General features: G+C 57.2%; 30 protein-coding genes. 17 read left to right on the top strand and 13 right to left on the bottom strand.

Annotation, left to right across the window (positions count from 1 at the left end; translation table 11 throughout):
* Positions 1-57: 57 nt before the first annotated feature.
* On the top strand, positions 58-519 hold the full coding sequence (locus tag ACR0IY_RS07335; protein ID WP_480671757.1) for a hypothetical protein: 462 nt from the start codon (positions 58-60) through the stop codon (positions 517-519).
* An 83-nt stretch (positions 520-602) separates the two neighbouring features.
* Here ACR0IY_RS07335 and ACR0IY_RS07330 read toward each other — a convergent pair whose 3' ends face one another.
* The 4 genes from ACR0IY_RS07330 to ACR0IY_RS07315 form a co-directional block, all read right to left on the bottom strand.
* Positions 603-917 carry a potassium channel family protein gene (locus ACR0IY_RS07330; protein ID WP_480671756.1) on the bottom strand — a complete coding sequence of 105 codons (315 nt, stop codon included), beginning with the start codon at positions 915-917 and terminating at the stop codon, positions 603-605.
* A 58-nt stretch (positions 918-975) separates the two neighbouring features.
* Complete coding sequence (locus tag ACR0IY_RS07325; protein WP_480671754.1) at positions 976-2,205, bottom strand: HlyD family secretion protein; 1,230 nt, start codon at positions 2,203-2,205, stop codon at positions 976-978.
* Complete coding sequence (locus tag ACR0IY_RS07320) at positions 2,198-2,536, bottom strand: hypothetical protein (RefSeq protein WP_480671752.1); 339 nt, start codon at positions 2,534-2,536, stop codon at positions 2,198-2,200. Before ACR0IY_RS07320 ends, ACR0IY_RS07325 begins: the two co-directional genes overlap by 8 nt.
* 154 nt (positions 2,537-2,690) lie before the next feature.
* Positions 2,691-3,815: a beta-ketoacyl-ACP synthase III gene (locus ACR0IY_RS07315; RefSeq protein ID WP_480671750.1), complete on the bottom strand. Its 1,125-nt coding sequence runs from the start codon at positions 3,813-3,815 to the stop codon at positions 2,691-2,693.
* 165 nt (positions 3,816-3,980) lie between these two features.
* Here ACR0IY_RS07315 and ACR0IY_RS07310 point away from each other — a divergent pair, with 165 nt between their 5' ends.
* The 3 genes from ACR0IY_RS07310 to ACR0IY_RS07300 are packed head-to-tail and all read left to right on the top strand — an operon-like array spanning position 3,981 to position 8,535.
* Complete coding sequence (locus ACR0IY_RS07310) at positions 3,981-4,448, top strand: MarR family winged helix-turn-helix transcriptional regulator (protein WP_480671748.1); 468 nt, start codon at positions 3,981-3,983, stop codon at positions 4,446-4,448.
* The gene (locus ACR0IY_RS07305) at positions 4,445-5,482 is read left to right on the top strand and encodes an efflux RND transporter periplasmic adaptor subunit (RefSeq protein WP_480671746.1); all 1,038 of its coding nucleotides are present in this window, start codon (positions 4,445-4,447) and stop codon (positions 5,480-5,482) included. The genes ACR0IY_RS07310 and ACR0IY_RS07305 overlap by 4 nt, the downstream gene beginning before the upstream one ends.
* An 11-nt stretch (positions 5,483-5,493) precedes the next feature.
* Positions 5,494-8,535, top strand: coding sequence for an efflux RND transporter permease subunit (locus ACR0IY_RS07300; RefSeq protein WP_480671745.1), 3,042 nt, complete (start codon positions 5,494-5,496; stop codon positions 8,533-8,535).
* A gap of 19 nt (positions 8,536-8,554) precedes the next feature.
* Here the strand turns inward: ACR0IY_RS07300 and ACR0IY_RS07295 are convergent, their stop codons facing one another.
* Positions 8,555-8,965 (bottom strand): VOC family protein, encoded by a 411-nt coding sequence (locus ACR0IY_RS07295; protein ID WP_480671743.1) that lies wholly within the window; start codon positions 8,963-8,965, stop codon positions 8,555-8,557.
* A 255-nt stretch (positions 8,966-9,220) separates the two neighbouring features.
* A complete protein-coding gene (carB, locus tag ACR0IY_RS07290; protein WP_480671741.1) occupies positions 9,221-12,637 on the bottom strand; it encodes a carbamoyl-phosphate synthase large subunit in 3,417 nt (1,138 codons plus the stop codon).
* A 177-nt stretch (positions 12,638-12,814) separates the two neighbouring features.
* On the opposite strand from carB, the gene ACR0IY_RS07285 reads away from it, so the two are divergent.
* From ACR0IY_RS07285 to aspS, 4 genes are all read left to right on the top strand, one after another.
* On the top strand, positions 12,815-13,942 hold the full coding sequence (locus tag ACR0IY_RS07285) for an aminodeoxychorismate synthase component I (RefSeq protein WP_480672096.1): 1,128 nt from the start codon (positions 12,815-12,817) through the stop codon (positions 13,940-13,942).
* Positions 13,897-14,544 carry an aminotransferase class IV family protein gene (locus tag ACR0IY_RS07280; protein ID WP_480671739.1) on the top strand — a complete coding sequence of 216 codons (648 nt, stop codon included), beginning with the start codon at positions 13,897-13,899 and terminating at the stop codon, positions 14,542-14,544. The genes ACR0IY_RS07285 and ACR0IY_RS07280 overlap by 46 nt, the downstream gene beginning before the upstream one ends.
* Positions 14,541-15,212, top strand: a complete 672-nt coding sequence (locus ACR0IY_RS07275) for a CPBP family intramembrane glutamic endopeptidase (protein ID WP_480671737.1) — start codon at positions 14,541-14,543, stop codon at positions 15,210-15,212. The genes ACR0IY_RS07280 and ACR0IY_RS07275 overlap by 4 nt, the downstream gene beginning before the upstream one ends.
* Before the next feature lie 77 nt (positions 15,213-15,289).
* Complete coding sequence (gene aspS, locus ACR0IY_RS07270; protein WP_480671735.1) at positions 15,290-17,065, top strand: aspartate--tRNA ligase; 1,776 nt, start codon at positions 15,290-15,292, stop codon at positions 17,063-17,065.
* Here the strand turns inward: aspS and ACR0IY_RS07265 are convergent, their stop codons facing one another.
* Positions 17,066-17,281 (bottom strand): hypothetical protein, encoded by a 216-nt coding sequence (locus ACR0IY_RS07265; protein WP_480671733.1) that lies wholly within the window; start codon positions 17,279-17,281, stop codon positions 17,066-17,068. It abuts the gene before it with no gap.
* A gap of 1 nt (position 17,282) precedes the next feature.
* Positions 17,283-17,999, bottom strand: a complete 717-nt coding sequence (locus ACR0IY_RS07260; RefSeq protein WP_480671731.1) for a response regulator — start codon at positions 17,997-17,999, stop codon at positions 17,283-17,285.
* 135 nt (positions 18,000-18,134) lie between these two features.
* Between ACR0IY_RS07260 and mce the strand changes: the two genes are divergently transcribed.
* Positions 18,135-18,539 carry a methylmalonyl-CoA epimerase gene (gene mce, locus ACR0IY_RS07255; protein ID WP_058275561.1) on the top strand — a complete coding sequence of 135 codons (405 nt, stop codon included), beginning with the start codon at positions 18,135-18,137 and terminating at the stop codon, positions 18,537-18,539.
* Positions 18,540-18,560: 21 nt separating this feature from the next.
* Positions 18,561-18,836, top strand: a complete 276-nt coding sequence (locus ACR0IY_RS07250) for a DUF1467 family protein (protein WP_480671729.1) — start codon at positions 18,561-18,563, stop codon at positions 18,834-18,836.
* Positions 18,837-18,839: 3 nt separating this feature from the next.
* On the opposite strand, the gene ACR0IY_RS07245 is transcribed toward ACR0IY_RS07250, so the two are convergent.
* Both ACR0IY_RS07245 and ACR0IY_RS07240 read right to left on the bottom strand, forming a co-directional pair.
* Positions 18,840-19,538, bottom strand: a complete 699-nt coding sequence (locus ACR0IY_RS07245) for an EI24 domain-containing protein (RefSeq protein WP_480671727.1) — start codon at positions 19,536-19,538, stop codon at positions 18,840-18,842.
* Complete coding sequence (locus ACR0IY_RS07240) at positions 19,535-20,113, bottom strand: nitroreductase family protein (RefSeq protein ID WP_480671726.1); 579 nt, start codon at positions 20,111-20,113, stop codon at positions 19,535-19,537. The genes ACR0IY_RS07245 and ACR0IY_RS07240 overlap by 4 nt, the downstream gene beginning before the upstream one ends.
* Positions 20,114-20,250: 137 nt before the next feature.
* Between ACR0IY_RS07240 and ACR0IY_RS07235 the strand changes: the two genes are divergently transcribed.
* Entirely contained in the window at positions 20,251-20,526 is a 276-nt protein-coding gene (locus ACR0IY_RS07235; protein WP_480671724.1) for a DUF167 domain-containing protein, read from the top strand.
* Here the strand turns inward: ACR0IY_RS07235 and ACR0IY_RS07230 are convergent.
* Complete coding sequence (locus ACR0IY_RS07230; protein WP_480672094.1) at positions 20,514-20,762, bottom strand: hypothetical protein; 249 nt, start codon at positions 20,760-20,762, stop codon at positions 20,514-20,516. The genes ACR0IY_RS07235 and ACR0IY_RS07230 overlap by 13 nt on opposite strands.
* Positions 20,763-20,884: 122 nt before the next feature.
* Between ACR0IY_RS07230 and ACR0IY_RS07225 the strand changes: the two genes are divergently transcribed.
* The 4 genes from ACR0IY_RS07225 to ACR0IY_RS07210 all read left to right on the top strand — a co-directional run bounded on the left by ACR0IY_RS07225 (position 20,885) and on the right by ACR0IY_RS07210 (position 22,701).
* Complete coding sequence (locus ACR0IY_RS07225; RefSeq protein WP_480671722.1) at positions 20,885-21,664, top strand: M48 family metallopeptidase; 780 nt, start codon at positions 20,885-20,887, stop codon at positions 21,662-21,664.
* Positions 21,661-22,029: a YigZ family protein gene (locus tag ACR0IY_RS07220; RefSeq protein ID WP_480671720.1), complete on the top strand. Its 369-nt coding sequence runs from the start codon at positions 21,661-21,663 to the stop codon at positions 22,027-22,029. Before ACR0IY_RS07225 ends, ACR0IY_RS07220 begins: the two co-directional genes overlap by 4 nt.
* A gap of 69 nt (positions 22,030-22,098) precedes the next feature.
* Positions 22,099-22,350, top strand: a complete 252-nt coding sequence (locus tag ACR0IY_RS07215) for a DUF6455 family protein (protein ID WP_480671718.1) — start codon at positions 22,099-22,101, stop codon at positions 22,348-22,350.
* Between the two features lie 90 nt (positions 22,351-22,440).
* Positions 22,441-22,701, top strand: a complete 261-nt coding sequence (locus ACR0IY_RS07210) for a DUF6455 family protein (protein ID WP_480671716.1) — start codon at positions 22,441-22,443, stop codon at positions 22,699-22,701.
* Here the strand turns inward: ACR0IY_RS07210 and ACR0IY_RS07205 are convergent, their stop codons facing one another.
* Entirely contained in the window at positions 22,702-22,944 is a 243-nt protein-coding gene (locus tag ACR0IY_RS07205) for a CDGSH iron-sulfur domain-containing protein (RefSeq protein WP_480671714.1), read from the bottom strand.
* Positions 22,945-23,171: 227 nt separating this feature from the next.
* Here ACR0IY_RS07205 and ACR0IY_RS07200 point away from each other — a divergent pair, with 227 nt between their 5' ends.
* Complete coding sequence (locus ACR0IY_RS07200) at positions 23,172-23,354, top strand: hypothetical protein (RefSeq protein WP_480671712.1); 183 nt, start codon at positions 23,172-23,174, stop codon at positions 23,352-23,354.
* 137 nt (positions 23,355-23,491) lie between these two features.
* Positions 23,492-23,848 carry a diacylglycerol kinase gene (locus ACR0IY_RS07195; protein WP_480671710.1) on the top strand — a complete coding sequence of 119 codons (357 nt, stop codon included), beginning with the start codon at positions 23,492-23,494 and terminating at the stop codon, positions 23,846-23,848.
* Between the two features lie 455 nt (positions 23,849-24,303).
* Here the strand turns inward: ACR0IY_RS07195 and rimO are convergent, their stop codons facing one another.
* Entirely contained in the window at positions 24,304-25,692 is a 1,389-nt protein-coding gene (gene rimO, locus ACR0IY_RS07190) for a 30S ribosomal protein S12 methylthiotransferase RimO (RefSeq protein ID WP_480671708.1), read from the bottom strand.
* Positions 25,693-25,788: the final 96 nt, after the last annotated feature.

The following is a 25,788-nucleotide window of genomic DNA, read 5'->3' as shown; positions in this document are numbered from 1 at the left end:
TCCCTTTCCCCCGCAATGGGAGATGCAGTGGGGAAGGCAGGCAGCAAGGGTAAAAATATGGCAGATATCGGGGCCTATCTGAAAAAGCATACCGAAGCATTGGTGAAGGATGTCGGAATTGAATCCGCATGCGAGATTACCGGAAAGTCCAAGGCGACTTTGGGCAGGTATTATTCGGACAACGCCGAACATGCCGACCGTTTCATGCCCGTTGATGCAGTGGCCCGGCTTGAGGCCGTCTCAAACTTTCCGCACGTCACCTCGGCGTTGGCGGATTTGAAGAACATCACCTTGTCTTATGACGGTCGTAACTCTGACAGCCCACGCACCGGAGGGGTGAACTCTGACGTCATCGCACTGAGCCAGCGGTTCGCAATGTTGATGACTGAATACCAGGCCGCTATTGAAGACGGCATTATCACCGTGAACGAAGCCAAGCGCCTGTTGAGAGAAACCAGCCAGCTACAGCAGGTTCTGATCGAGATGAAGTTGCATTTGGAAGAAGAAAGCGTCAGCTGAGAATTGCGTAAACCCCATAGCGATCCGAGAGCTGGAGAGCTAGTGCGCGACCAAATTCAGTAAGTTCCGGAATGCGCCGTTCGTCAGGGATTGATAGTTACCGCGATTTCAACGGCATGCACGCCTATACCGACAAAAACACCGGCAAACAGCAATCCGGCAAACGCGTTAACCACTGACAAGAACCTGCTTGCCGGACGTACAGGCCGCACGTCGCCGTACCCGACAGTAGTTGCATTAATGAATGCATGGTACAGGCTTGTCCCTGTCTTCCAGCCCTCGATCCTGCCTATAGCAAGCCCAAGGGAACAAATCAGCGCCAATAAAAACACCAATATGGGCGATAGGTAGATTAGGTCCCACAAAAAGACCGAGAGAAACTCACGTGTATAGCTCATACCGCCATCCATTGCCCGATACACCTTGGCGGCCTGCAAACTGTTTCGGACGGCCACGTCATCCTGAAAACACCAAAACTTTGACCGGCATTAATATCGCTTGCGCACGCAGGACGATGGCGTTGGCAATGCCCATACCATCCACGATCCGTGCGGCAAATGCAGACAGCCCGGTGATCTGACCTGTTTCTATTTCCTCCGCCCGGCTGGTATAGGCCACACCCACACAGGCGCTGCCTTGCGGAATATTCTCAAGGTGTTTTGGGAATACCGGGCTGAGGAAAACGGTTACCGTGCCTGGCCGGGCGCGATCCTGTTGATCCAGCAGAGCATCGCCGGGCCTGAACTGCCCGGCGGCGATTGCGCCTTGTATTTCGTCGATGAACATCGGGATTATAGTCAACGGTTTCGCCGGGCAGGTGATTTCAACGAGCATGCCGGTTTTCAGTACACTGGCCGAGATTTGGCCAAAGGCTGCAACGAAACGGCCTTGCCCGCTGGTGTCTGGCACCAGAATGCCCGCTGGCCGCAAGATCGGGTTAATAATATCGCCCGGTTTCAACAGAAATTGCGTTACTGTTCCGTCCACTTCGGCAAACACAGTGGATTTGGCGATTTCATTTTCGGCTTCGCGCAGGACCGCACGTGCGCTTTCACGTTGCGCCGGTAAAAGGGTTGTCTGACGAAGCTTGGCGCCATCGAGCATGGCAAGGGCGGCAGCACGCTGGCCGTCTGCTCGGGAAACCGCCGTCTGCAGGCGCTCCAGTTCCTGTTCGCTAACGACTGTATCGTTACGCTCTGCAAGGGACTGGCGGCGGTCCAGATCGTCGGTGGCCTGCCTCAGTTCAGCCTCGGCGGTTTCCAGTTGCGCTGTGGCACCCGCAATTTCCGTTTCAATCAGGCCCAGTGCGGCGTCAATTTCCTCCATTCGGCGCTGCGCGGTTTCCACGGCTGCCTCTTGGCGTGTGGTGTCCAATCGAAAAATCGCGTCTCCGGCATTTACGGGTTGATTGTTCGAAACATAGACCTCGGCCACCCGGCCAGGGCGGTCGGACAGGATCGTAACGGTGCGAAACGCGGCGGATACATTCCGCGTCGACGGATGAAAATAAAAGATGATGGTAATCAGACTGATCGCGAGTATCGCGCAGGCCGTTATTCCCCAGCGCAGCTCGTACCAGATGTTGAACAGGGTAAGTTCGCGTCCCCATCTCTTGCCCTGTTTATAGCGGCGATACAGATAATCAGGCACGATTGTTATCAGGGCAGAGAAAAGAAGCTCAAGCATCGGGGTTGTCCGATGCGTCGGTTGAACGGCTTAGGGGAAAGATCTCATGTAAGGGAACGGCCGCGATAAGGATCGCCGCAATCCAGAACGCATTGTTCAACGTGAACAGCGAAATCAACCCCAGCACGCCGACCAATTGCATTTGCACCTTGTGGGCCCCTGCAGCCATGCGGTCGGGAATGGCCTGAATCGTGAAATAGAGCGACCCGAAACCGAGAAGAACCAGCACAAGTAGCAATCCGACTGTGACCAGAAACCCGTCTGTTTCACCCGGTGGCGTGACCCAGAATGGAAGTCGTGCCAGCGCTTCATCGGAAAGGGAACTGTTCATGTGATCCTCCGATTTCATGACGATCCCATCAAGGATAACCGCCTAAATCCTGAAAAATCAACGCAGTTCCAGTCCGAGCGATCGTTGGACCAACTCGTGCTCTTGCAATTTTGTGGTGTATTCTTCTAGCCAGATCCGGCCCAGAGGGCAGTCATCACCCGTGACGTTTTACGATCACCGATCCCACGGAATACCCGGCCCCGAATGAGCAAATAAGACCGACATCGCCGTCCGTCAGGTCATCTGAGTATTGGGAAAACGCGATGATCGATCCGGCCGAGGACGTGTTGGCATAGTCCTGTAGGATGTTGGGTTGTTCACCGGCCTCGGGTTCGCGACCCAGTACCTTTTTGCCGATGAAATCATTCATCGTCTTGTTCGCCTGATGCAGCCACAGGCGTTTCAGATCGCCACTTTCCACCCCTTCGGCTTCCATATGATCCGAGATGTGCTTGCTGACCATCGGCAGCACTTCCTTGAACACTTTCCGCCCGTTCTGCATGAACTGCATGTCGCGCCGATCCACTACCCCATCAGGGCGCGAGCGGCGCAGGAAGCCGTTGTTGTTGCGGATGTTGTTCGAGAACGACGTGGCGCAGCGAGTCGAAAGGATCTCGAAATGCGGGCCCGTGGCGTCTTCGATCGGTTCGATCAGCGTGGCCGTTGCCACATCGCCAAAGATGAAATGGCAATCGCGGTCACGCCATTCCAAATGCCCCGAGCATATCTCGGGGTTGACCACCAGCGCTGATCGGACGGATCCCGACCGCACCATATCTGCGGCTGCCTGAATGCCGAACGTGGCCGAGGAACAGGCGACGTTCATGTCGAACCCAAAGCCCTTGATTCCAAGTGCCTGCTGAATCTCAATTGCAATAGCCGGGTAGGCGCGTTCATGGTTTGAGGCCGCGCAGATCACCAAATCGACATCCTCGGGACTGCGGCCTGCCTGTGCCAGCGCTTTGTTGCAGGCGTCAACTGCCATTTCGGTCATAATTCCGGGCTCGTCGTCGCTGCGCTGACGCAGTAGCGGGTGCATCACGTCTGGGTCCAGCACGCCTGACTTATCCATCACATACCGGTTTTCGATCCCTGAAGCCTTGAGGATGAAGGCCTCCGACGAATGCTGCATCGGTTCCAGATGCCCTGCTGCTATTGCCTCGGCATTTGCGGCGTTCTGCTTGTCGGCGTAGGCGTTGAAGGCCTGCACAAGCTCTGCGTTGGTGATGATGTTTTCTGGCGTGAAAACACCGGTGCCGGTGATTGCGGGGGTATACATGTCGGGTCCTGGATGTTTCGGATTTGCCCAAAATGCAGTCACAATGGGTTTTGATCAAGGTAAGTTGACCCAACGGAATATGCGTGTTCACAAAATATCAGGTTCAAATCTTGAATAGTTCAAAATATGAAATACCTGAAGCGCCAGACCCAACCGGAGTCCACTATGCAAGACAATATCAGCACCAGGCTTGGTCGCCTCAGCCCCGAGATTCACGCGATCATGGGGGTGTATGCGCTGTACTGGAAGCTGGAAGAGACGTTTGACTGCATCGAAACGGATCTGAGCCACCAAGAGTGTCACATGCTGATCAAGCTTGATCAGCCCAAACGCATGGGCGTGCTGGCCGCGGATATGCTGAGCGTACCGTCGACCATTACGGCCACAGCCGACAACCTTGAAAAGGCGGGCTATCTGACCCGCGAGCGCGATCCAGAAGATCGCCGGGCATGGCTGTTGGTTCTGACGGCACAGGGTGAAGAAGCGCGCAATATGCTGGTAACCGAAGCCGGAGACCTGTTTCACCGCGCCTCTGGGTTGGACGTGGAAGAAACCGCCGAATTCGCGCGACTGGCGCGCAAAATCCGAGACAACATTTTGAAAACGGGAATTCCCGAGGGACTGACCAAATGAAACTTCTAACTGCTCTAAGTGCGGCGCTGATCGCGCTGACCTCCTCGGCTATGGCTCAAGATACGGTCAAGCCGGTCAAATTGATGATGGTGCAGGAATCTTCGCCAGGGTTTTCGCGGCAGTTCTTTGGCCGGGTGGCCGCGCGTCAGACTGTTGATCTGGCCTTTCAGGTGTCGGGCCAGATTGTTGAAATGCCTGTGACCGAGGGCTTTGTGATCCCCAAGGGGCAATTGATCGCGCAACTGGATAAGGAACCGTTCCAGCGTCGCTATGACCGGGCGGTGTTGCAGCAGGATCAGGCTGACCGAACAGTGGCGCGGTTGTCTCGGTTGCAGGGTACGACGGCAAGTCAGGTGGCTGTGGATGATGCGGAAACCGCAGCGCAGTTGGCTGACATCGCGGTGCGGGATGCCGAGTATGATCTGGAACACGCAACGCTGACTGCACCGTTCGACGCTTTGGTATCAAGCCGTGCGGTCGAGGCCTTTACCACGGTTTCGGCCGGCGCTCCGATTGTTCGCATCCACGACATGTCAGAACTGCGGATCGAAGTGGATGTCCCTGAGATTCTGTTCCAGCGTTCAGGTCAGGAAGACGACATTACGATTACAGCGAAATTCCCGGTTAGTGACGAGGTGTTCCCCCTTCAGATACGTGAATTTGACGCCGAAAGTTCCAGCGTGGGGCAGACGTTCCGCATACAGTTCGGACTGACGCCGCCGGAAGGGCTGCAAGTTTTGCCGGGCTCCTCCGTAACAGTGAACGTCAAGGTTAAGGACGATAATACCGGCATCGTCATTCCAGCCTCCGCCATCGTAGCTGACGCAGACGGCACATTGGGCGTGATGGTGTTTTCACCGGTTGGGGCTGGGCAAGGCAATGTCCGCTATGTGCCGGTCACTATTGAGCCCACTCAAACCGGAGATGTCCGAGTGCTGACCGGCTTGTCGGACGGCGATGAAATTGTCGCTGCCGGGGGATCAGCCCTGACCGATGGCCAGGCCGTGCGCCGTTTTACCGGCTTTGCGAACTGAGGGCCTGACAGATGAACATCGCACGCGCCTCTATTGACCGGCCCATTTATACGTGGCTGATCATCCTGTTGGCCTTATTCGGTGGAATCTGGGGGTTCCTTTCGCTTGGCCGGTTGGAAGATCCGGCATTCACTATCAAAAATGCGGTAATCGCCACGCAGTATCCCGGTGCAACCGCTGAACAGGTGGCGCTGGAAGTGTCCGAGCCACTGGAATCAGCCATACAGCAAATGGGCGAGGTCGACACGATCACGTCGCTCAACCAGCCCGGATTCTCGCTGATCGAAGTCGAGATTAAGTCTACTTACGACGGCACCGAGCTGCCTGAAATCTGGACGAAATTGCGTGCCAAAGTGCGTGATGCCACAAAGGACTTGCCACCTGGCGTAGGCCAGCCACTTGTGAATGATGGTTTCGGCGACGTATTTGGCCTGTTCTATGCAATCACGGCCGAAGGTTATTCAGACGCCGAGAAGCATGAGTTGTCCACATTCCTGCGGCGTGAGTTGCTGACCGTCAGTGGCGTGGCCGATGTTGAGGTCAGCGGCCTGCCGGAAGAGGCGATTTTCGTCGAGCCGGATCTGGCGATCTCGGTAAACCAGAACGTACCGATCCAGGCTCTCAATGAAGCCATCGCAAACGCGGATTCGGTGAATGCATCGGGGTCGGTCCGGTCGGAAAATGATCGCACCACGATCCTGACTGCTGAAGGGTCGGACACCGTATCAGCCATTGCGGGGCTGTCTCTTGGGTCGCAGGGGCAGGTGATCAACCTGTTCGACATGTCGCATGTGTATCGCGGCCGTCAGACAGACCCCGACGTCATGATCCGTTTCAATGGAACCGAAGCGTTCACACTTGGGATCGCCGGGTTGTCGACTGAAAACATCGTCGAGGTAGGCAAGCGCGTCGATGCCAAATTCGCCGAGCTGGATTCGCAAATCCCACTGGGTGTGGAAATCCTGCCCATCTACCAGCAGCATGTGGTCGTCGAACAAGCCTCGAACGACTTTCTGGTGAACCTTGCCATGTCTGTGACCATTGTGGTTGCGGTGCTGGGGATATTCATGGGGTGGCGTGCTGCGGTTGTTGTGGGCTCGACCCTGTTGCTGACTGTGGTGGGTACGTTGCTGTTCATGTCGATGTTCTCGATCGAAATGGAGCGGATATCGCTGGGTGCCCTGATCATCGCAATGGGGATGCTGGTGGACAACGCAATTGTGGTGGCCGAGGGGATGCAGATCGCCATGCTGCGTGGCAAAACCTCGCGCGATGCGGCGGACGAGGCTGCGTCCAAGACACAGATTCCGCTGCTGGGGGCCACTGTCATCGGTATCATGGCTTTTGCAGGGATCGGTCTCAGCCCCGACGCGACGGGTGAGTTTTTGTTCTCGCTGTTCGCGGTGATCGGTATCTCGTTGTTGCTCAGCTGGGTGCTGGCGCTGACGGTTACACCGCTTCTTGGGCATTACTTCTTCAAGCAAGGCGAGGCAGGCGCGGTGGATGCGTATGGGGGCATCATGTTCCGCATTTACGGCAGCATCCTTCGCACGGCACTTCGGTTCCGTTGGCTGGTTATTGTCGGTCTGATCAGTGTTACGGCGGCGTGTTTCGCGGGCTTTGGGTTGGTCAAACAACAATTCTTCCCGGACTCGAACACGCCATTGTTCTTTGTGCACTACAACCTGCCGCAAGGCACACCCATCGCCCGCACGTCCCAAGATATGGCCGTGTTCGAAGACTGGCTGGCCGAGCGCGAAGATGTCGTTTCGGTCACCACATTTGTGGGGCAAGGGGCGACCCGGTTCCTGCTGACCTATTCGGCGGAGAAACCGAACCCCAGCTATGGTCACATGATCATTCGCACTGAAACGCTCGATGACATCCCAGCCTTGCAGGTGGATCTTGAGGCGTTTGGGTCGGCGCAATTCCCCGAAGGCCAGTTCCGCACCAAGCGGTTGGTCTTTGGTCCCGGTGGCGGCGATCCGATCCAGGCGCGATTCTCGGGCAGTGATCCGGCGGTTTTGCGAGCCTTGGCGGATGAGGCCGTGCAAAAGATGCGTGCAGCATCGCCCAATGCGCTGAATGTCTATCACGACTGGCGCGAGCAAGAACTGGCGGTGCAGCCGATCTATGCAACCGAACGCGCCCAGACGGCTGGTGTGTCCCGAGAAGACATTGCCGCGACGCTGCAATTTTCAACCGACGGCACCACCGCGGGTGTCTTTCGCGAACGCGACCGTCTAATTCCGATCATCATTCGCCGCCCTGCCGACGGAGATTATTCCATCGTGGATCAGGTCGTGTATTCGGATCAGTCCGAAAAATTTGTTCCTATCGAACAAATGGTGGACGGGTTCGAATACAAAGCGCTCAACACTTTGGTGCATCGACGTGACCGGGTGCTGACAATCACCGTGGGCGCGGATATTCCACCCGACATGACGGCGGCACAGGTTCATTCCGAAGTGCGCGCAGCCATCGAAGAGATGGAGTTGCCTTCGGGTTACAAGATGGAATGGGGCGGCGAGTTCGAAAACGCTGGCGAAGCAAATGAAAGTCTGGGTCGCCAGTTGCCCGTGAGCTTGCTGATCATGGTTCTGATCTCTGTGCTGATCTTTAACGCGATCCGTCAGCCGATCATCATCTGGCTGCTGGTGCCGATGTCGGTAAACGGGGTCGTGATCGGCCTACTGGGCACCGGTCTGCCGTTTACCTTTACGGCGTTGTTGGGGCTGCTCAGCCTGTCGGGGATGCTGATTAAGAATGGTATCGTTCTGGTAGAGGAAATTGATCTGGTCCGCGAAACCGGAAAAGGGCTGCAAGAGTCGATCATCGAAGCCTCGGTCTCGCGACTGCGCCCGGTCATGCTGGCGGCTGTCACCACCATTCTGGGGATGGCACCGCTGCTGACTGACGCGTTCTTCCGATCAATGGCGGTGACGATCATGGGGGGGCTGGCTTTTGCAACGATCTTGACAATGGTGGCCGCTCCGGTGTTCTACATGGTGTTCTTTTCGCGGGACGAGAAACGCAAAGCCGCACCAGCCTGATAGATGCCGGGCGGCTGGGTCAGCCGCCCGGATCTTTTGCCGGATCGTAGTGGTAGTGAAAGCAGGATAGCTTATTGCCATCCGGATCGCGCAGATATGCAACGAAGAAGTCCGGCGCGTAGTAGGCCCGGACACCCGGCTCGCCGGCGTCGGTGCCACCGTGTAACAGCCCCGCCGCATGAAATCGTCTGACCTGTGCGGCGCTTCGGGCGGGAAAGGCGATCATGTTCCCATTTCCCGCGCTGGCTCTATTGCCATCAAAGGGCGTACATACCCAAAATCCGGTTCCGGCATCGGGATCAGTCCCCCAACCCGCACGATCATTGCTCCAACCGGGAAGTCGAGGCTGGTCAAGAACGGAAAAGATCGCGTCATAAAACCAGATGGCCCGCGACAGGTCATTGGTTCCGAATGTGGTGTAAAGCTGCACAGCACCCCCAAATGGCTTAGACCTCAATCATGCGGTCTGTGACCCCGCGGGGAAAGCGAAAAGGGGGTTCAAAGACCTGTCAGATCAGCGGGACAAATGGCACGTCACAGGCGGCAAGTGTGATGAGGGCGGTTAAAGCCAGAATCCTACGCATTTTCTTGTTCCTTCTGCTCGTTTCCAAAAAAGATGCGCGCCCGTGGACACAAGGTCAACGGGCGCGCGAAATTTACGTTGGCGTAAGCGGGATTGGGCCGTTTACCCCTGTAGCGATTTCACCTCGACATCCCCTTCGGCCTGCGCCTTGATCGCCAACGCAGCGGCATGGCTGGCAGCGGCGGTGGTGAAGTAGGGGATCTTGTCATAGAGCGCGATAGACCGGATCGACTTGCTGTCCTCGACCGCCTGCGCGCCTTCGGTGGTGTTCATCAGCAACTGCACCTGACCGTCCTTGAGCATATCGACAACGTCTGGGCGGCCCTCATAGACCTTGTTGACCACGTCACAGGGTACACCCTGATCCGCCAGCCAGCTTTGAGTGCCGCGCGTTGCAACCAGCGTGAACCCTTGCGCCACCAGCACCTGAGCCGCCTCGAGCATAGCCGGAGTCTTGTCGGCATCCTTAATCGAGATGAAGGCACGACCTGAAGACGGCAGTACCATCCCGGCCCCCATCTGCGCCTTCAGGAAGGCACGAGGGAAGTCACGGTCCCAGCCCATGACCTCACCGGTCGAACGCATCTCGGGGCCGAGGATCGTATCGACACCTGGGAAGCGGGCGAAGGGCAGCACCGCCTCTTTCACCGAGAACCACGGCATGTCCGGGTCGGCCAGTGTCATCTGGTCGGCAATCTTGGTGTCGTCAACAGCCTTATAAGCCGGACGCTGCGGGAAGTTCGTCAACTTCTCGCCCGCCATCACACGGGCAGCAATCGATGCGATTGCGCTGTCGGTCGCTTTGGCAACGAAAGGCACTGTACGGCTGGCGCGCGGGTTGACTTCGATCAGGTAAATCTCATCGTCTTTGATCGCGAACTGCACGTTCATCAGGCCAACCACGTTTAGCGCCTTGGCCAGTTTGAAGGCCTGTTCTTTGATCTGTTCGATAATGTCCTTGGACAGCGAATAAGGCGGCAGCGAACAGGCCGAGTCACCCGAGTGGACACCGGCCTCTTCGATGTGCTGCATGATGCCAGCAACATGCACGTCGGTACCGTCGCACAGTGCGTCCACGTCCAGCTCAACCGCACCCGCCAGATAGCTGTCCAGCAAAACGGGGCTGTCGCCCGAGACCACCACGGCCTCGTTGATGTAACGCTTCAACTGTTCCATATCGCGGACGATTTCCATGGCGCGGCCACCCAAAACGTAAGACGGGCGGATCACCAGCGGGAAGCCGATATCTTCCGCGATCTCAAGCGCCTGTTCGTCGGTCGAAGCGATGCCGTTCTTGGGCTGTTTCAGACCCAGATCATTAACCAGCGCCTGGAAACGCTCACGGTCTTCGGCCAGATCGATCGCGTCCGGGGTGGTGCCGAGGATCGGAATGCCTTCGGCCTCAAGCGCGTTGGCCAGTTTCAGCGGGGTCTGGCCGCCGAACTGAACAATGACGCCGTGCAGCGTGCCGTTTTCCTGCTCTTTCGTCAGGATTTCCATCACGTGTTCAAATGTCAGCGGCTCGAAATACAACCGGTCCGAGGTGTCGTAGTCGGTCGAGACCGTCTCGGGGTTGCAGTTGATCATGATGGTTTCATAGCCCGCCTCGGTCAGCGCGAAACAGGCGTGACAGCAGCAATAGTCAAACTCAATCCCCTGACCGATCCGGTTTGGGCCACCGCCGAGGATAACGACCTTTTTGCGGTCGGACGGACGTGCCTCGCACTCAACCTCGCCCATCATCGGGGCTTCATAGGTCGAGTACATATAAGGCGTTTGCGCTTCGAACTCGGCGGCGCAGGTGTCAATGCGTTTGAATACCGCTGTGACGCCCAGATTGCGCCGGGCACGGCGGACATTGTCTTCGTCACGGCCAGTAAGTTTGCCCAGACGCGCGTCGGTGAAGCCCAGCATCTTCAGTTTGCGGATGCCTTCTTCGGTCACGGGAAGGCCATCCTTGCGAACTTGACGTTCGGCATCGACGATCTCGCGGATACGTGCGAGGAACCACGGGTCGAACTTTGTGACACCAAAGATTTCGTCATCAGTCAGACCGTGGCGCATGGCCTGCGCGATGGTGCGCAGACGGTCAGGCGTCTGCTGGCTGATCGCACGAATAACGGCAGCTTTGCCTGACGTATCTAGCAGCGGTTTACCTGCCGCAAAGACACCAGTGCCAGCACTAACATTTTCGCCCATGTTAAGGCTTTCGGGAAGAACCGCGTTGATGTCTACGCCTTCAATCTGGACCTCATCAAAGCCGGTCAGACCCGATTCCATCGAAGCCAGCGCCTTTTGCATCGATTCGTGGATGGTCCGCCCAATGGACATGGCCTCACCCACCGATTTCATTGCGGTGGTCAGGTAGGGTTCCGAGCCCGGGAATTTCTCAAAGGCGAATTTCGGAATCTTGGTGACGACATAGTCGATGGTCGGCTCGAACGAAGCCGGGGTCACCTTGGTGATGTCATTGTCCAGCTCGTCCAGCGTGTAGCCCACGGCCAGTTTCGCCGCGATCTTGGCGATCGGGAAACCGGTCGCTTTGGAGGCCAGCGCCGACGAGCGTGACACGCGTGGGTTCATCTCGATCACAACCATGCGGCCGTCATCTGGGTTGATCGCCCATTGCACGTTCGATCCGCCGGTCTCGACCCCAATCTCGCGCAGAACGGCAATCGAGCCGTTGCGCATGATCTGGTATTCCTTATCAGTCAGGGTCAGCGCCGGGGCCACGGTGATCGAGTCACCTGTGTGCACGCCCATTGGGTCGATGTTTTCGATAGAACAAACGATGATGGCGTTGTCGGCGGTATCGCGCACCACCTCCATCTCATACTCTTTCCAGCCCAGCAGGCTTTCATCGACGAGAATCTGGTTTACCGGTGAGGCGTCCATGCCTGAGCGGCAAAAATGGATGTAATCCTCACGGTTATAGGCCACACCGCCGCCGGTCCCGCCCAGTGTGAAAGCGGGGCGGATAATGGCAGGCAGGCCAATCTCTTCCAGCTCATCCAGCGCCATCTGAACGCCAGCGTCCAGATCGGTAGAGCCGTCATCGCGCTTTGGTGCGGTCACGATGGTCGCTTTGGGGTTTTCCAGTCCCAGCCGGTCCATCGCTTCGCGGAACAGGGCGCGGTCCTCGGCCATTTCGATAGCATCGCGCTTGGCGCCGATCATCTCGACACCAAATTTTTCCAGCACGCCCATCTCTTCCAATGCCAGCGACGTGTTCAGACCGGTTTGTCCGCCCATTGTGGGCAGCAGGGCGTCGGGGCGCTCTTTCTCGATGATCTTGGCGACGACCTCGGGTGTGATCGGTTCGATGTAGGTGGCGTCCGCCAGGCCCGGATCGGTCATGATCGTGGCTGGGTTTGAGTTCACCAGGATAACCCGGTACCCTTCCTCGCGCAGCGCCTTGCAGGCCTGAGCGCCGGAATAGTCGAACTCGCAAGCCTGACCGATGACAATGGGTCCCGCCCCGATGATCATGATCGACTGAATGTCGGTTCTTCTGGGCATGGCCTGGTTCCTTCGGTTGTTCGCGAGTCAGGGCACCCCTCGAGCGCCCAAATTGTCCTGCGTTATAGGGACCGCGCGAAAAGGTGCAAGGGGGATCGGAAACAGGGGCGAAATTGCCGCTTTCCCCTCTTTCCCTTGCCGCCGTATTCTCTATACCGCGCAGCACGACACATGAGGATGCTCTTGCGTATTCGTTTCGATCAGGGGCCAGCCGGTCCCGGAACCAGTTTCGACCGGCCAGCCAGCGTGATCCGCGCGGACACAGCGGACGAGGTGCCCCAGGCTTTGGTGGCGCTGGATCAAGTGCGCGATGACGGCATGTGGCTAGCAGGCTATGCCAGTTATGAGCTGGGTTATGCGCTGGAACCCCGGCTGTCAGACCGCATGCCAACGGATCGTCGTCTGCCTCTGCTGTGCTTCGGTGTCTATGATGGACCTGACCAACGGGACCTTCCCCCGGCATCGGGCGGTGTGACGGGTTTTGCCCCCCGCTGGGACGAAGCGCGTTACTCGCAGGCTTTCCGCAAGGTTCACGATGCTATCGGGGCAGGGGATATCTATCAGGCCAACCTGACCTTTCCCATCGACCTGACCGTCGAAGGCGACAGTGCGGCTTTGTATGTGGCGCTAGCGGCCGGGCAACCTGTGGGTCATGGCGCACTGGTGCAGCAAGACGATTTGCCCGACCTGCTCAGTCGCTCGCCCGAGCTGTTTTTCCGCACCGAGGCCGACCGCAAGATCGAAACCCGCCCCATGAAAGGGACACAGCCGCGTTCTGAAGACATGGCCGAGGACGCGCGCCGTCGCGATTTCCTGTCGACAGACGAGAAAAATCGGGCCGAGAATCTGATGATCGTCGATCTTCTGCGCAACGATATCAGCCGTGTTGCGCTGCCCGGATCAGTCAAAGTTCCCGAGCTGTTCAAGGTCGAAACCTACGCGACTGTGCATCAGATGATCTCGCTGGTGCAGGCGCAGCTTCATTTGGGCGCCGAATTGTCTGATATCCTGACCGCACTGTTCCCCTGCGGTTCGATCACCGGTGCGCCCAAAATTCGTGCGATGGAGATTCTGTCCGATCTCGAACCCTGGCCCCGCGACATCTATTGCGGTGCGATCGGCTGGGCTGCGCCAGACGGCCGATCCGAATTCAATGTGGCAATCCGCACGCTGATGGTCGAGGGTGGCGCGGCCACGCTGAATGTTGGTGGCGGTCTGGTCTGGGACAGCACTGCCCCATCCGAATATGAGGAAGCGCTATGGAAAGCCCGATTTGCCCACCAGCTGATCCTGACTTCCGCATAATCGAAACGCTGGCCTTTCGGCCCGAGCAAGGCTTTGTTCGGCGTGACCGACATCTGGCGCGGATGGCAAGATCGGCCGACGCACTGGGCATTCCCTGTGATGTAAAGCGTGCTGCCAAAAAACTGGATGCGGTTGCCGGGATGTCACCATTGCGCTGCCGGTTGACTCTGGCCACTGACGGCCAGCTGGACGTCACTACTGGCGTTCTGGCCGATAACCCGCCGGTCTGGCTTGTCGCCCTTGCCGAGGAACGCCTTACCGCCGCGGACAACTGGTTACGGCACAAAACTACCCAGCGCGCGCTTTACGACGCAGCGCGTTCGTCTTTGCCGGACAGCGTTGACGAATTGGTGTTCCTGAATGAGCGTGGTGAGTTGTGCGAAGGCACCATCACCAACCTGTTTCTGGAAATGCCCGGCGGGCCGCGTCTGACTCCCGCCTTGTCCAGCGGTCTTCTGCCCGGCATCCTGCGTGAAGAAATGTTGGCAAATGAACAGGTTACCGAAGCCACCTTGACCTTGGCCGACCTGAAAAACGCGGAAAAAGTCTATCTAGGGAATTCCCTGCGTGGTCTGATCCAAGCAGAGTTGGCAATACAGTGAGTAAGCAATCCGATTGGACGGATACCACTACACCGCATCTGAGGTTGCGGCTGGAGTTTGGACTGTTCTTTATCGCCGTGCCGGTATTGATCGCCGTCCTTTTCCCTCCAAACTGGATGTTCCCGTCTCTGTTTGCCTTCACGGCCATCGGGATCGTCTTGTTGCACTTCACGCCGGGCTTTGCGTGGGCTGAGCTTCGGTACAACTGGCGCAACTGGTCTTGGGGCGAACTGGCCATGTTTGCCGTTGCAATGACTCTGTTTTGCTCTGCGCTGGTGATGCTGACACGGCCTGGTGCAGCCTTCTTATTGTTACTCAACCGGCCCGAATTTCTGGTGGTCATCTGGCTTGGCTACCCAGTGCTGTCGGCCTTGCCGCAAGAGCTACTGTTCCGGTCGCTGTTTTTCCGCCGCTATCATGAGATCCTGCCAAACGGGCGGTCGGCTTACCTACTAAATGCAAGCCTGTTTTCACTTGCCCACCTGATGTACTGGAGCTGGATCGTTACCATCATGACCTTCGCCGGAGGGCTGCTGTTCACATGGGCCTATCGCAAACGCGGATCGTTTTTCTTTGCGGTCCTGCTGCACGCGATTGCGGGGAATATCATCTTCGCTGCCGGTCTGGGCATCTATTTCTACTCGGGCAACGTGCAAAGGCCGTTTTGACGGCGCGACCCGCCTTGACTTTCCAAGCCTGACAGGGTGTATCGGCGCGACGAATTCTGCGCCCGAAGGGATATTTCATGCACGCCTATCGCAGCCACACCTGCGCCGCTCTGACCGCCGCCAATGTTGGTGAAACCGTTCGCCTGTCTGGCTGGGTGCATCGGGTCCGAGATCACGGTGGCGTCCTGTTCATCGATTTGCGCGACCATTTTGGCGTGACGCAAGTGCTGTGCGACGGTGACAGCGCCGCCTTTGCCGAGCTGGAAAAGGTCCGCTCCGAATGGTGTATCCGCATTGACGGCACCGTAAAGGCGCGTGACCCGGAACTGGTGAACTCGAAACTGCCCACCGGTGAGATCGAAGTTTATGTGCGTGAACTTGAGGTTCTGGGCGCTGCCGATGAATTGCCGCTGATGGTTTTCGGCGACCAGGAATACCCCGAGGAAACCCGCCTGCGCTATCGCTATCTGGACCTGCGCCGCGAGGCGATGCAGCAGAATATGACCCTGCGCTCTGACGTTGTGGCCTCGATGCGCCGCCGCATGTGGGATCAGGGGTTCCGTGAATATCAGACACCGATCATCACCGCTTCTTCGCCCGAAGGCGCACGCGATTTTCTGGTGCCTTCGCGCCTGCATCCCGGCAAGTTCTACGCACTGCCGCAGGCCCCGCAGCAGTTCAAACAGCTGATCATGGTGTCGGGCTTCGACAAGTATTTCCAGATCGCGCCGTGCTTCCGCGATGAAGACCCGCGTGCTGACCGCTCGCCCACCGATTTCTACCAACTCGACCTCGAGATGTCGTTTGTCGAGCAGCAGGATGTATTCGATACTATCCAGCCCGTTCTGACCGGCGTGTTCGAGGAATTCGGCGGTGGCCGTAAGGTCGACCAAGAGTGGCCGCAGATTTCCTACAAGGACGCGGCCCTTTGGTACGGCACCGACAAGCCCGACCTGCGCAACCCTATTAAAATGCAAGTGGTCTCCGACCACTTCCGCGGGTCTGGCTTCGCGATATTCGCAAAGCTGCTGGAGCAGGACGGCACTGAAATCCGCGCCATTCCCGCCCCGACCGGTGGCAGCCGCAAGTTCTGCGACCGCATGAACGCCTTTGCCCAGAAAGAAGGACTGCCCGGTATGGGCTACATCTTCTGGCGAGATCAGGGTGAAGGGATGGAGGCCGCAGGCCCGCTGGCCAAGAACATCGGTCCTGAACGCACCGAGGCGATCCGCCAGCAGCTGGGTCTGGGCGTTGGCGACGCGGCGTTCTTCCTGGGTGGTAAGCCGAAAGCGTTTGAAAAGGTGGCTGGTAAGGCGCGTGACGTGATTGGTGAGGAGCTGAACCTGACCGAGAAAGACCGCTTCGCGTTTGCCTGGATTGTGGATTTCCCGATCTACGAGCAGGACGAAGAAACCGGCGCGATCGACTTTGAACACAACCCGTTCTCGATGCCGCAGGGCGGTATGGAGGCGCTGCAGGGCAATCCTCTGGACGTGCGCGGGTATCAGTACGATCTGGCCTGTAACGGGTATGAGCTGGTCTCGGGCGCAATCCGAAACCACAAGCCAGAGATTATGCTGAAAGCCTTTGAACTGGCCGGGTACGGTGAAGACGAAGTGAAAAGCCGCTTTGGTGCGCTGTTTAACGCCTTCCACTACGGTGCTCCGCCGCACGGTGGATGTGCTGCCGGGATTGACCGGATCGTGATGCTACTGGCGGATGAAGCCAACATTCGCGAGGTCATGATGTTCCCGATGAATCAGCGCGCAGAGGATCTGATGATGGATGCTCCGTCGGACCCGACCTCGGATCAGTTGATGGAGCTGGGGCTTCGGATCATTCCTCAGGACTAATTAAATGCCCGCCGCAGCCTTTGCGGCGGGTTTTTTCATTGTGTCATCCTTGACGTTTGGCGGACACGCCGATTGCGCTAGCCGGTCAACATCCGTTAAACCGTCTGGATCGGCCTGAGAGGTTCGCGCGACCCGAATGTTTCGGGCTGCAGTCCGGGTTTGATGATAGGCCCAGATACTTACGATTGTAGCCGTCAGAAAGTAAGCCGTTGCCATCTTATATAGCCTCGCGTTGTTCCAGCCGAGCCTGGACGATGCCGGCAACTTGAGCAGCCAGAGCAGTCACAGGCGTGCCGCCCGCGCGCGATTCTGCTAGTCTTTGGGCGGCATCAGCCAGAACCATATCATCGGCATCCTGGGCTACACTGCGCAGGAACTGGGCCGCATAGTCCAACGTGCGATGGTCATTCGGACCCGTCAGCACGTCCGCGATATGGGCCATGTCATCCTGATAAGCCATCGGATCGGGACGAATGGTTTCGTCCCGTATGGCGTGCAGATTGTTAGGGCGTCGATCTTCGGGCAAACTTTCAAGAATGAATTTTTGAAAGATTGCCAGCGACTTCAGAGGCTTGGTCAAAAACCCGTCCGCACCTGCCCGTAGCGCGGCGTCCTGTGCGAAATCGTCACCGGACATGCCCAGAATGGCACCGATGCGTGGTGTTGCGTCTGTCAGTTCGGCTATCAACTCGGCACCGGAGCCATCGGGCAGGCCAATGTCCACAAGGATGACCGAAGGCCGGTAAATCTGCAGATGCCGCCGGGCCGATGCCAGACAATCCGCACGCCGGATACGAGCCCCACTGTGCAGGCACATCAGCCGGATCGCATCACAAACATAGCGGCTGTCTTCGACGACGAGAATGGTTTGCCCCAACAGGGGCCGCGTGGCGGTTGGCTGCGCCGGGGAGGCAAAAGGGCTCGAATCATCCATGGCAGATCTCCTAATCAGCAGATGCCTCACGCTAGGAACTTCTGGCTAACACGACGTTAACGGCAATTTGGCGCACTTGTTCTTTACAGAAACAGCCCCCATAACCGCGGCAACGCCGAAACGGAGGAGAGTTCCATGATTGGTCGCCTGAACCATGTCGCTATTGCCGTCCCAGATCTGGAGGCCGCGTCAGAGCAGTACCGCAACGCGCTGGGCGCCAAAGTCGGAGCCCCGCAGGACGAGCCAGATCATGGCGTAACCGTCGTGTTCATTGAGCTGCCCAACACCAAGATTGAATTGCTCTACCCCATGGGCGAAGACAGCCCGATCAACGGTTTCCTGGAAAAGAATCCGGCCGGTGGCATTCACCATGTTTGCTATGAGGTCGAGGACATCATCGCTGCTCGCGATCACCTTAAGGAAACTGGTGCCCGTGTTCTGGGTTCGGGCGAGCCCAAGATCGGCGCGCATGGTAAACCTGTGTTGTTCCTGCACCCCAAGGATTTCAACGGCTGCTTGGTCGAACTGGAACAGGTGTAACCCAACCCCGGAGGGGCTGACATGACGATCACTGCCGGACTGGTTTTGTTTGCCGTTATCTGGTTCATGACGCTGCTTGTGGTTCTGCCGATCCGCATCAAGACGCAGGGTGATCTGGGCGAGATTGTTCCGGGCACCCATGCGGGCGCGCCGGAAGTGCATCACATGAAGAAAAAAATCTGGATCACTACCGGCGTTTCGGTGGTGCTCTGGGCCATTATCGCAGGGATCATCATCTCGGGTGTGATCTCGGTGCGCGATTTCGACTGGCTGAACCAGCTGGAGCCCCGAGATTGAGCGTCAGGGCCTTGGCCCTGACAGCATGTGGTAGATATGTGTGAATGTGGCCGCTCCAATAATCGGGATTACCAAGTTCACCAGTGGCACCGATAGGGGAATAGCCATCAAGGTGCCCGCCAGCCAGATGGTCGCAGAGTGTTTGGCGCGCAGTTTGCGCGCCTCTTCGCGCCCGATGCGTCGCATCGCGGCCAGAGTGAAATATTCCCGACCCAGCAGAAACCCGTTCATTGCCCAGAATATGAACGGTGCCAAAGGCGTGAAGATCACGTAGAGGATCAGCGCCAGAAGGTTTGCGACGATCAGAACCCCTAAGAAACCCAATGCATCGCGCAGCCCGTCGCTGAACGGGATACCCGGCACCTTGGGCAGGGTGGGATAGTGTTTGTCCTCGACGGCCTGCGCCACTTCTTCCAAAAACAGGGACGTGATCGCCGAAGCCACCGGCACCATCAGAAATACCGGTAAGATCAATACCACGAAAATGCCCGAGTAATTGAGCACGTCGTTCAGCCACGGCACCGCACCGATCCATGGCAGAGAAATCTCATTCCCGGACATTCTGTTGATCAACCAGATTGCCCCAGCGCAGGCCGCGATCAACAATACGATTGTCAGGCCAACCCCGCGCAGCAGGACGGCGCGAAATTTGGGGTCTCCGATTTGGCCCAGGGCGGTGAAGAACGCGTTTAGTATGATCATTCAGAAACCCACTCGGTCAGGGCAGCCACATCGGGGCGCGGCCGCTCGGGCGGGGTCGTGCCTTCGGTTGCGATGTGAATCAACCCCGCAACACGTTCATGATCATTCAGCCCGAACGCCTTTTGGCAGAATTCCCGGTCGTGAACTTGCCAGCCAGACAACCAGTTCGCGCCCCAACCGGACGCAAGAGCCGCATTCAACAGGGCCACGCAGACAGCGCCGGCGGAATAGGTTTGCTCGATCGCGGGAACTTTTTCTGACGGCTTTTGCACTTCGATCACTGCAACGGCCAAATGGCCCATGTCGAACTGGCTGCGGGCTTTTGTGATGTCCTCGGGGGACTTGCCCAGTGCGAGGCCACATTCCTGCGTTAATTCGGACAGCCGTGGCATTGCACCTTTTTCCAGCACGATAAATCGCCAGGGCTCCATCTTGCCGTGATCCGGGCTGCGGGCCGCGATCGTCAATAGGGGGGTTAACTCTTCCCGGGTGGGCGCCGGAGCAATCAAAGTTTTTGCCGGGCGGGATCGGCGAGATTGCAGGAACTCCAGTGCGGCCGGATTCTTTAATGACATATGTTAACTTCCTTTACATAAGCAGTCTGTATCTGGTTGAGCATCTGGTAAGTTTCAAGAGCAATCAGCTGGATGTGCGAGGATCAATTTCATTCCCCAGCCAGCCGTGCAAGAGTGTTCCTGAGCAGGAGATAAAGATGGCCAAACCAAAATTGCGCGAGGTTCCAGATCTGAGCGCTCAGGCCACACCCGGAGCGGCTATTCAGGTCAGAGTCACGCCCAAGTCTGCACGGGACAGTATTGTGTTGGACAAGGGCTCCATCCGTATCACGGTCACCGCACCGCCGGAAAATGGAAAAGCTAATGAGGCAGTGCAGCGAATTCTGGCTGCGGCGATGGGCGTCGCCCCGTCGACGTTAACCCTGAAAAAAGGGCAAAGCGCGCGTGACAAAGTGTTTGTCTACGCGCCTTGATCCGGCTTTTCGTGAACCTGATACACGCCTTCCGGCAAATCCAGAGCAGCGGCCAGATCACGGACCTGTTCAGGAGACAGAGTTATTTTTTGCACTTTGTCTGTGCGCGGGTCCAGCTGCTCAAGCGTTACACATTCAGCAAAGCTGTTGATGACGACATCCTCTTGCAAGGGCTTTGCACCCTCATCCATCAGAGTAATGACTGTCGAGTCGAATTCATGCTCAATCGAAAACATATGGGCAGAGTGCAGGGGGTCTGGTCGCATTGCAACCCGTTGAATTGCAAACAGGCAGTGGTCGTCACCACAGGACCGCGCTATGGTTTTTCAAACGGGGTCACCGTTTCAAAGGGATATGAATGCGCCGTCTGACCTATTTGCTGTTTTTTCTGGTTTTGGCGGCCTGTGATGCCGATACTCTGCGCGTGCAATCGGCCGCGGAATGGGAGCAAGAGTCCGAGGAATTCCAAGTAGAGGCCGAAGCGTTTCGGGACATCAGCCGCGCCGTTGGCAAAGAAGCGCGTGCAGAATGTCTGCGGCAAGCGAAAGTCAAAAATTGCGATTTCACGATTCTGGTCGACCTGAACCCGCGCGCAGAGGCCAACGCGTTTCAGACGCTGGACAACAAAGATCAGCCGGTGATCATCTTTACGCGTGCGATGATCCAATCCGCACAGAACGCGGATGAACTGGCCTTTGTGATGGGGCATGAAGCAGCGCATCACGTATTGGGCCACATCGCGCGGCAATCGGAAAGTGCGCAAGAAGGTGCCGTGATTTTTGGTGACTTGGGCGAGCTGTTCGGAGAGGACGGGAAAGAACTAGAACGCTCTCAGAAACTGGGGGCCAATGTGAATATGCAGGTGAATCTAAAGGAATTTGAGCTGGAAGCGGATCAGCTGGGGACGATTATCACCTACAATGCCGGATACAATCCGTTGATCGGCGCAAAGTATTTTGACCGTATTCCCGATCCTGGGGACCAGTTTCTGGGAACACACCCTCCAAATGCTGCGCGGGTTCAGATCGTGCAGGAAACTGCTAGACGTCTGGGACTGAAGCCATTGGAACCGGCAGAGGAGGCAGAACCAGACCTGCAGTCCCCAACGTTGCCCCGACCAACGGTGCAGACACGATGATATCAATTGAAAGGCTAGGGGTAGTCCTGTCAGATCGTGGATCGAAATATGCCGTGTCGGGCGCACGGGTCCAAACGCGGGCAGATGTTGATGCAGTGTTGCAGGACCTTAAAACGGACAAAGCCTATGCCAAGGCCACGCACAACACCTGGGCAGCGGTATTGCCGACTGGGGCGCTTAAGGCGGATGACGGGGAAAGCGGTGCGGGCATGGTGATTCTGCGCATGCTCGAACGCGCCGGGCTGGAAAGCCATGTTGTGATTGTCACCCGCTGGTATGGTGGCAAAAAACTGGGCGGTGACCGCTTTCGCCGGGTGCAGGACGCCACGCGGGCCTATCTGGATCATATCGGCGTCGGCCCTTGACCTGAGTCAAAGGCCCGTTGTTAGCGCTGCGATATCCTATCCGGGACGTGCGATAGGAAAGGACCTTCCATGCCCAACCGAGACGAGTTGAAACGCCATGCCGGTCTTGTGGACCAAATGGCAACCAAGCTTGGCGTAGACCTGCAAGAATCCGCGATCGATGGTGACATCTCGATCGACCAGATTTCCGAAGCTGTTCTGAGATGCACGGATTGTCCAAACCCCTCCCATTGCGAGAAGATACTGAGCGTGTCTGCACATGTGGATCAAACGCCGGAATATTGTCGAAATCGAGAGCTACTTGGCAAACTGATACCTTAGTGACCGCAGTGCCTCGTGCCGCACTTCGCGGACCTATGGAAATCAACCACGGCGTGTAGCGCTGAAAGCATCTCAAATACAGGAACACAGATGATACAGTCCGTTCTGGGTGAGGTCGAAAAGCACTTCTGGCTCACCCGATCCGTTGCGCGCTGCATGAATGTTTCGCTGACCGAAGCCATGATGGACGGACGTCTGACACCGGATCGCTACGCCGAGTTGGTGACGCGCTGTCGGGCGTCACAGTGTAGCAGTCAATGCGCGGTTTGGTTGTCGGAACAAAAATCCGAAGACCGCGCGGCCCCCGAGTTCTGCGCCAATGCCGATCTGTTGAACGCGTTGAAGACGTAATCAGATCTTAGAGTGCGACCCGTCACACAGCGGTGGTTTTGCGGTGTGTTTGCAGCCACAGAAGAAAACCTTTTTGCTATGTTCGGCAGTGTATTTGACTGGTTCGAACGAGGTGCCTTTGTGGGAGCCGTCGCAAAAAGGCTGCCGTTTGGACTGGCCGCACGCGCACCAGAAATAGGTTTTTCCTTCGGTTACCTCGACCGGGTATGGTTCCTTCTGGGCGATGTTCGGCTCGTCTGACATTAGGCTGCTCCTGCTTTGGCTGATGTCCATGAATACCTTAGACCGTTATTGGAAAAACGGTAGTAAATGCTCAAAAAACCGCTGTTCAGAGTGGGTTACCAGCATAGTTTCGCCTTAACTCACAATCGTGTGATTGAATTCGTTGCAAAAATCAAAACGACGTCTTATCCTGACATCGGCCCCGAATTCTTGGGCAATATCAGAAATTTAATAGAGGATTGACGGACATGAAACTTAAACTCGCTGCCGTTGGCGCTTTTGCCCTTGTTCTGGCTGCATGCTCGCAGCAAGAGGAGCCGACCCCGGTTTACATCACACCGGATTATGACAAGTACGGCACACCGAGCTGTCCGGCGGGAACCGAACTGGCCACGACCGAAGCGGGACAGACTATCTGTAACCCGGTCTAACAGTAAGCATTTCGCGGGCGGCTTTACCCAAGGCCGCCCGCACAAATACGGGTGTTAATGCCGCCTTTGGGCGGTTTTTTCTTGCCCGCAGGACGTTGTTGAGATTTCTGTATTCTCCAACGGAATTCGGAGATTAGATGAGAAATTTCTTCACCCGACTTAAGGATCGTACCCGCTGGAGTTGGGAAGGTCTGGTTGCAACCTGGAAGGACGAATACTCTTTCCGCATATGGGTCTGGGCTAATCTGATTTCCATCGCTTTGGTTATTTGGCTTCCGGTACCCGAGGGGCTTCGGGCATTGATTCTGGTGCTGGGATTGCTGGTGCTTGTGGCCGAACTGTTCAATACAGCCATCGAACGCGCAGTTGATCACACATCGACCGAACGCAGTGTGTTGGCGCGGCAAGCCAAGGATGCGGCTAGTGCAGCCGTTGCGTTGACCGCAGTGGCCGCTGGGGTGGCATGGGGTGCCGCGCTGTTGGGGCTGCTGTGACCTGACTTACTTGTATCTCGAAAACTTGTGGTGCTGAATGCCGTAGCGTTTCTGGATGTAGTAAGGAAATGTACGGCTTTTTTGCTGCCGATGCAGAAAACGGCGGTGTTTTTTTCCGGACCCAACCTTGTGTTTTCCGGGCTTGTCCGTCCGAATGTATACGTGGGGGGCCGCGTAATACCGATGCACCTTGTGTTTGTTTCGTTCGTAATGGTTCGACGATCTCGTTCCAATGATAATGAAGCCGCCGGAATTGAAGCTGATAAAGTCAGCAACAGCCGGGGTCGCGCATAGCTGAACGGCCAAAAGTGCCGCTACACCTTTCCATGCATAGTGCCGCACACGGAACATCGAACCCTCCTTCAAGCGAACTGAGGTTTCCTAAGATAGTCCGTCAAGCAGGCAGATTCTGCCAGTAAACTTAGCTCACACTTTGCCGATCCGGGGTGACCGGGTCAGATCAGCTTACCCCATAGATCGTATTCTCCGGCCTCATCGACCTCGACCGAGACAATATCGCCTGGTTTCAAGGCATCGAACCCTTCGTCAATGAACAGGTTGCCGTCGATTTCGGGCGCATCCGCTTTGGTGCGGCATGTGGCGGCCTCTTCATCGACCTCATCCACGATCACCTGAGTGGTCTGGCCGACCTTGGCCGCCAGCTTGGCCTCGGAAATGGCCTGCGCCTTTTCCATGAAGCGTTCCCAGCGGTCTTGTTTCACCTCGGCCGGGACGTGGTCGGGAAGATCATTCGACCGCGCACCATCCACGTTTTCATATTGAAAACAGCCAACACGATCCAACTGCGCTTCGTCCATCCAGTCCAGAAGGGTCTGGAATTCGGCCTCGGTTTCGCCTGGGTAGCCGACGATGAAGGTGGATCGCAGGGTAATATCGGGACAGGTCGCGCGCCACGCCGCGATTTCGTCCAGTGTCTTGGCCGCCGCTGCCGGGCGTGCCATGCGTTTCAGCACATCCGGGTGGGCGTGCTGAAAGGGAATGTCCAGATAGGGCAAAATGTTGCAGCCCGCGTCAGCCATCAACGGGATCAGCTCACGCACATGCGGGTAGGGATAGACGTAGTGCAGCCGAACCCAGGCATCCAACTGCCCCAGTTCGCGCGCCAGATCAGTGATGTGGCTGCGCACCTCGCGGTCTTTCCATGGGTTCACGTCGTATTTCCGGTCCAACCCATAGGCCGAGGTGTCCTGCGAGATTACCAGCAACTCGCGCACGCCGTTATCGACCAGCTTTTCGGCCTCGCGCAGCACCGCATGGGCCGGGCGGCTGGCCAGTTTTCCACGCATGTCGGGAATGATGCAGAATTTGCACTTGTGGTTGCAGCCCTCGGAAATCTTGAGATAGCTGTAGTGGCGCGGTGTTAGCTGCACGCTGGCCGCAGGCAAAAGATCCACAAAAGGATCAGGGTCCGGCGGAACCGCCGTGTGCACTGCGTCCAGAACCTGTTCGTATTGATGCGGTCCGGTGACGGCCATGATACGCGGGTGATGTTCGCGGATATAGTCAGGCTCCGCGCCCAGACAGCCGGTCACGATCACTTTGCCGTTTTCCACCAGCGCCTCGCCAATCGCATCCAACGATTCCGCCTTGGCGCTGTCGAGGAACCCGCAGGTGTTCACGATCACGGCATCGGCCCCTGAATAGTCCGGCGATATTCCGTACCCTTCGGCCCGCAAGCGGGTCAAAATCCGTTCACTATCCACCAATGCCTTGGGGCAGCCCAACGAAACCATGCCAATGGTGGGCTGGTTCGGGCGCGGCGTGTCGGTGATCCGGGCGGCAGGCGCCAGGTCGGGGCGGAGGTTTGGCGGGTTCGTGGTCATGGCGCGGCATATAGTGGGGAAAGCTTCCCCTTGCAAATGGCCGCTAGGCTTTGAATGATCTTTTCAACGCATGCCCAAAAAAGCGGAGAGCAGAAA

The organism is Ruegeria sp. BC1 (genome assembly GCF_056539305.1).
The sequence above is the reverse complement of the archived record's forward strand: the minus strand, read 5'-3'. Positions and strand labels throughout refer to the sequence as shown.

Excerpts from the sequence above, each read along its gene's own strand:
- ACR0IY_RS07335 (WP_480671757.1), top strand. The coding sequence starts at position 58 with ATGGCAGATATCGGGGCCTATCTGAAAAAGCATACCGAAGCATTGGTG.
- ACR0IY_RS07330 (WP_480671756.1), bottom strand. The coding sequence starts at position 917 with ATGAGCTATACACGTGAGTTTCTCTCGGTCTTTTTGTGGGACCTAATC.
- ACR0IY_RS07325 (WP_480671754.1), bottom strand. The coding sequence starts at position 2,205 with ATGCTTGAGCTTCTTTTCTCTGCCCTGATAACAATCGTGCCTGATTAT.
- ACR0IY_RS07320 (WP_480671752.1), bottom strand. The coding sequence starts at position 2,536 with ATGAACAGTTCCCTTTCCGATGAAGCGCTGGCACGACTTCCATTCTGG.
- ACR0IY_RS07315 (WP_480671750.1), bottom strand. The coding sequence starts at position 3,815 with ATGTATACCCCCGCAATCACCGGCACCGGTGTTTTCACGCCAGAAAAC.
- ACR0IY_RS07310 (WP_480671748.1), top strand. The coding sequence starts at position 3,981 with ATGCAAGACAATATCAGCACCAGGCTTGGTCGCCTCAGCCCCGAGATT.
- ACR0IY_RS07305 (WP_480671746.1), top strand. The coding sequence starts at position 4,445 with ATGAAACTTCTAACTGCTCTAAGTGCGGCGCTGATCGCGCTGACCTCC.
- ACR0IY_RS07300 (WP_480671745.1), top strand. The coding sequence starts at position 5,494 with ATGAACATCGCACGCGCCTCTATTGACCGGCCCATTTATACGTGGCTG.
- carB (WP_480671741.1), bottom strand. The coding sequence starts at position 12,637 with ATGCCCAGAAGAACCGACATTCAGTCGATCATGATCATCGGGGCGGGA.
- ACR0IY_RS07285 (WP_480672096.1), top strand. The coding sequence starts at position 12,815 with ATGCTCTTGCGTATTCGTTTCGATCAGGGGCCAGCCGGTCCCGGAACC.
- ACR0IY_RS07280 (WP_480671739.1), top strand. The coding sequence starts at position 13,897 with ATGGAAAGCCCGATTTGCCCACCAGCTGATCCTGACTTCCGCATAATC.
- aspS (WP_480671735.1), top strand. The coding sequence starts at position 15,290 with ATGCACGCCTATCGCAGCCACACCTGCGCCGCTCTGACCGCCGCCAAT.
- ACR0IY_RS07265 (WP_480671733.1), bottom strand. The coding sequence starts at position 17,281 with ATGGCAACGGCTTACTTTCTGACGGCTACAATCGTAAGTATCTGGGCC.
- ACR0IY_RS07260 (WP_480671731.1), bottom strand. The coding sequence starts at position 17,999 with ATGGATGATTCGAGCCCTTTTGCCTCCCCGGCGCAGCCAACCGCCACG.
- mce (WP_058275561.1), top strand. The coding sequence starts at position 18,135 with ATGATTGGTCGCCTGAACCATGTCGCTATTGCCGTCCCAGATCTGGAG.
- ACR0IY_RS07250 (WP_480671729.1), top strand. The coding sequence starts at position 18,561 with ATGACGATCACTGCCGGACTGGTTTTGTTTGCCGTTATCTGGTTCATG.
- ACR0IY_RS07245 (WP_480671727.1), bottom strand. The coding sequence starts at position 19,538 with ATGATCATACTAAACGCGTTCTTCACCGCCCTGGGCCAAATCGGAGAC.
- ACR0IY_RS07240 (WP_480671726.1), bottom strand. The coding sequence starts at position 20,113 with ATGTCATTAAAGAATCCGGCCGCACTGGAGTTCCTGCAATCTCGCCGA.
- ACR0IY_RS07235 (WP_480671724.1), top strand. The coding sequence starts at position 20,251 with ATGGCCAAACCAAAATTGCGCGAGGTTCCAGATCTGAGCGCTCAGGCC.
- ACR0IY_RS07230 (WP_480672094.1), bottom strand. The coding sequence starts at position 20,762 with ATGTTTTCGATTGAGCATGAATTCGACTCGACAGTCATTACTCTGATG.
- ACR0IY_RS07225 (WP_480671722.1), top strand. The coding sequence starts at position 20,885 with ATGCGCCGTCTGACCTATTTGCTGTTTTTTCTGGTTTTGGCGGCCTGT.
- ACR0IY_RS07220 (WP_480671720.1), top strand. The coding sequence starts at position 21,661 with ATGATATCAATTGAAAGGCTAGGGGTAGTCCTGTCAGATCGTGGATCG.
- ACR0IY_RS07215 (WP_480671718.1), top strand. The coding sequence starts at position 22,099 with ATGCCCAACCGAGACGAGTTGAAACGCCATGCCGGTCTTGTGGACCAA.
- ACR0IY_RS07210 (WP_480671716.1), top strand. The coding sequence starts at position 22,441 with ATGATACAGTCCGTTCTGGGTGAGGTCGAAAAGCACTTCTGGCTCACC.
- ACR0IY_RS07205 (WP_480671714.1), bottom strand. The coding sequence starts at position 22,944 with ATGTCAGACGAGCCGAACATCGCCCAGAAGGAACCATACCCGGTCGAG.
- ACR0IY_RS07200 (WP_480671712.1), top strand. The coding sequence starts at position 23,172 with ATGAAACTTAAACTCGCTGCCGTTGGCGCTTTTGCCCTTGTTCTGGCT.
- ACR0IY_RS07195 (WP_480671710.1), top strand. The coding sequence starts at position 23,492 with ATGAGAAATTTCTTCACCCGACTTAAGGATCGTACCCGCTGGAGTTGG.
- rimO (WP_480671708.1), bottom strand. The coding sequence starts at position 25,692 with ATGACCACGAACCCGCCAAACCTCCGCCCCGACCTGGCGCCTGCCGCC.